Source organism: Alteromonas alvinellae, assembly GCF_902705805.1.
On the sequence record NZ_CACSIH010000076.1, the window covers coordinates 1 to 1,842 of the forward strand.

1 protein-coding gene and 1 tRNA gene are annotated in these 1,842 nt (G+C 44.2%); both read right to left on the reverse strand.

The window, feature by feature from the left end; translation table 11 throughout:
* Positions 1–119 precede the first annotated feature (119 nt).
* Positions 120–195, reverse strand: a tRNA-Ala gene (locus ACX5KA_RS05330).
* Positions 196–280: 85 nt separating this feature from the next.
* Positions 281–1,690, reverse strand: a complete 1,410-nt coding sequence (gene gltX / locus ACX5KA_RS05335; protein WP_014948924.1) for a glutamate--tRNA ligase — start codon at positions 1,688–1,690, stop codon at positions 281–283.
* Between the last annotated feature and the right edge of the window lie 152 nt (positions 1,691–1,842).

A 1,842-nucleotide genomic window follows, 5' to 3' on the forward strand; every position in this document is an offset into this window, starting at 1 on the left:
GTCCTAGGCCTCTAGACGAAGGGGACTGAATTCTTTCTTCGAAACTAAATTTTCGAATTTTTCAGTCCGAAGCTGCGTTAACAACTTCAGCCTATATCAAACCACATCTCAATGTGACTTGGTGGAGCCAGGCGGGATCGAACCGCCGACCTCCTGCATGCCATGCAGGCGCTCTCCCAGCTGAGCTATGGCCCCATCATGGTACCAGTCATTTTGTGTGACTGTTCCGTGACAGCGGGGCGCATTCTAGGCATCCCCCCCTGTCATGTCAACGCTTTTTTTATGAATTTTCTCTGTTTGCTATAAAAGTAAGCGCTTTGTCGATTCTCTCGCCAATTTTCTCTTTTGAGATAAGATTCAACGTGATATCTAACGACGGTGAATTACCACCACCTGTCACAGCTACACGCAGCGGCATACCTACTTTCCCCATGCCCACTTCCAATTCTTCGGCTGTACTATTTATAGCAGCCTGAATATTTTCTGGGTTCCACTCTTCAATTGCCATTAATTTGTCTTTAGCAAGCTCTAATGGGCCGCGAGCGACTGGGCGAAGGTGTTTTTTTGCTGCGTTCGCATCAAAATCTTCATAGTCTTGATAAAAGTATGTAGAAATCTCTGCTAACTCTTTCAGCGTTTTTACTCTATCTGCCTGAATAGCAATAATAGATTCAAGCGCTGGGCCTGTCGTTAAATCAACATTCAACTCTTCAAAGTGCCATTTAGCGTGTGACGCAACTTCACTTGCTGGTAATGTCTTAATGTAGTGTTGATTCAACCAGATTAGCTTTTCTGTGTTAAATGCCGATGCAGATTGCCCAATGGCATCTAAGCTGAATTTCTCAATCATTTCATCAACTGAGAAAATTTCTTGGTCGCCGTGAGACCACCCCAACCTAACAAGGTAATTAAGCACAGCTTGCGGTAAGAAACCATCATCGCGATATTGCATCACGCTTACTGCGCCATGACGCTTAGATAACTTTTTGCCGTCATCGCCCAAAATCATAGAAACGTGAGCATATTCTGGAACAGGTGCACCAAGCGCTTCAAGAATATTGATTTGACGTGGCGTGTTATTAATATGGTCTTCACCGCGAACTACATGAGTAATTCCCATATCCCAATCATCAACAACTACACAGAAGTTATATGTAGGGGTACCGTCAGAGCGCTGAATGATAAGATCGTCAAGCTCAGTATTGCTAATCTCGATTTTTCCGCGCACGTGATCATTAATTACCACTTTACCTTCTAGAGGGTTTTTGAAGCGGATAACAAAAGGCTGACCTTCTGGATGATCCGTTCTGTCTCTCCACGTACCTGGGTAGCGAGGCTTCTCACCACGCTCTTTTTGCGCTTCACGAATCGCATCTAACTCTTCAGAGCTCATGAAGCATTTATACGCTTTACCTTCATCCAAAAGCTGCTGAATAAGTTCTTTATATCTATCGAAACGCTCAGTCTGATAGATTGGACCCGTATCCCACGTTAAACCTAACCATTGCATTCCGTCTAGAATGGCCTGCTTTGCTTCTTCAGTTGAACGCTCGATATCTGTATCTTCAATACGAAGAACAAACTCGCCGCCTTTGCTTTTAGCAAGAAGCCAAGAATAAAGCGCAGTTCGTGCGCCGCCAACGTGAAGATAGCCTGTTGGGCTGGGTGCAAATCGTGTAACAACCGACATGGTCACTCTCTATTGTTAATGTATTTCTAAAGTTGGGCGCATTCTACCAGTGTCCGCGCGACTTCAAAAGTAAGATAAGAATAGAAGGAAAAAGAAATCTCTTGAAGTAGTTTAGATGGTACGCAGGGCAAGATCATACTCTAACTTGCGTT